This is a genomic window from Arenibacter aquaticus (assembly GCF_003957295.1).
GTDB lineage: Bacteria > Bacteroidota > Bacteroidia > Flavobacteriales > Flavobacteriaceae > Arenibacter > Arenibacter aquaticus.
This window is the reverse complement of record NZ_RQPJ01000009.1, coordinates 1-1,891: the sequence shown is the minus strand read 5'-3', so window position 1 is coordinate 1,891 and position 1,891 is coordinate 1. Positions and strand designations below refer to the sequence as shown.

The following is a 1,891-nucleotide window of genomic DNA, read 5'->3' as shown; positions in this document are numbered from 1 at the left end:
GGAACTGCTCCGGTTCCAACAGACTATACTGCCAGTGCCAGTGCTGTACTGGACCCTGGCACCAACCTTAACTGGGACGTATGGGTGAAAGATGCAATGGACTGTACCCATATGATAGATGTGATCATTGTTGAAGATCCAATGCCGACGGTTAGCCTGCCGGCCTATGCAGATGACCAGTGTAGCTCAATGGGAGACGAATATAACTTTACAGCTACCGCTACAGGTGTGGCACCTTTACAGTTCAGCATCGGAAACGGTTTCCAGACTAGCGGTACCTTTACAGTTTCCGAAGCAGGAACCTATACCGTAACGGTAAGGGACGCAAACGGTTGTACCATAACAGATACTATCGATATTCTGCCTCCATTGTCAGCATCGGCTGTGGCCACTGCACAACCATCATGTGCCGCAAACGACGGAGTGATCACCATTACCGCAAGTGGTGGGGCAGGTGCAGGAAATTACGAATACGATCTATTGGACGCTTCCAATAACAGTATGACAGGCGGCACCCGTCAGGCTTCCAACGTTTTCAACGGAATGGCCCCGGGCAACTATACCGCCATGGTCTACGATACATCCGGATCTGCCTGTGACGCACAAGTGCCAGTTTCCCTGGAAATGGCTACACCGGTGGTATTTACCTATAGCAAGGAAGATGTATCCTGTAACGGTGGGGCCGACGGTTCCATTGAAATTTTACTGGACGCCTCCAATGACAACCCGCCCTACACCTTTACATTGGACGACGGTACCAATCCACCAACAACGCAGAACAATACAATGTTCACAGGTTTGAGCCAAGGTACCTACAACATTACTGTGAATTCCGATAGAGGCTGCTCGGACATTCAGAGCATTACCATTGATGAACCACAGGCCTTAACAGCCAATATTACCAATGTAACCGATTTTGCCTGTAACATGGATAATGGTGTTGAAACCGCATCCATTGAAATTACCATAACTACTGGTACAGGAACACCAAACTATTCCTTTAGCGTGAATGGTAGTGCTTATCAACCCACAGCTGGCGAGGTATTTACTTATACAGTAACCACTGCAGGCAATTATGATATAAGCATAAAAGACAACAATGGTTGTACGTTTACATTACCAACCCAAACCATAAACCCATTACCTACCATCACCGATGTGAGCGTGACACAACAAACTGCGATAAGCTGTGCCAATGAGGAGGAAGTACTCCTAACAGTAAGCGGAGGATCGGGCGATTTTACCTTTGAATTATTGCCGGTTGGTAGCCCCAATGGTACACAAACCTCTGTGGCAGGAAATACTGCTACTTATCAACTAAGCCAAGTAGGGGACTATACCTTTAGGGTGACCGATAATGTAACAGGATGTTACTTTACCACGGCTCCCTATACAGTTGCACCATACGACCTTATAGAAGTAACGGCAACCGCCATTACACCGGTGAGCTGTTATGGGGACAATGATGGGGTCATGGAAATTAATGTGACCGATTATACCGGAAACTATTCTTTTGAGGTATTCAACAGTGATGGAACAACAACTTCGATAACCAATACAGGCGTGGCTCCTGGTGTCTTGAGTATACCCGGATTGTCCGCAGGGAACTTCTATGTGGTCCTTACCGCAACCGATGCCCCATTCTGTCCAGCTACTTCCAATACGATTACTATTGGTTCTCCCGATGCAATGCTGAATCTGGTAGAAACAAATAATATCAATGCCAACTGTAACATCGGTGCACAGGTGACCGTCAACGCAACAGGCGGTAACGGAGGGTATACCTATGCCTTCGTACAGGATGGAACTGCTCCGGTTCCAACAGACTATACTGCCAGTGCCAGTGCTGTACTGGACCCTGGCACCAACCTTAACTGGGACGTATGGGTGA

General features: G+C 47.6%; 1 protein-coding gene. It reads left to right on the top strand.

Features of this window, described 5'->3' with window-relative positions:
- The coding region (locus EHW67_RS13370; protein WP_202911976.1) for a SprB repeat-containing protein at positions 1 to 1,891 on the top strand (1,891 nt) is incomplete at both ends.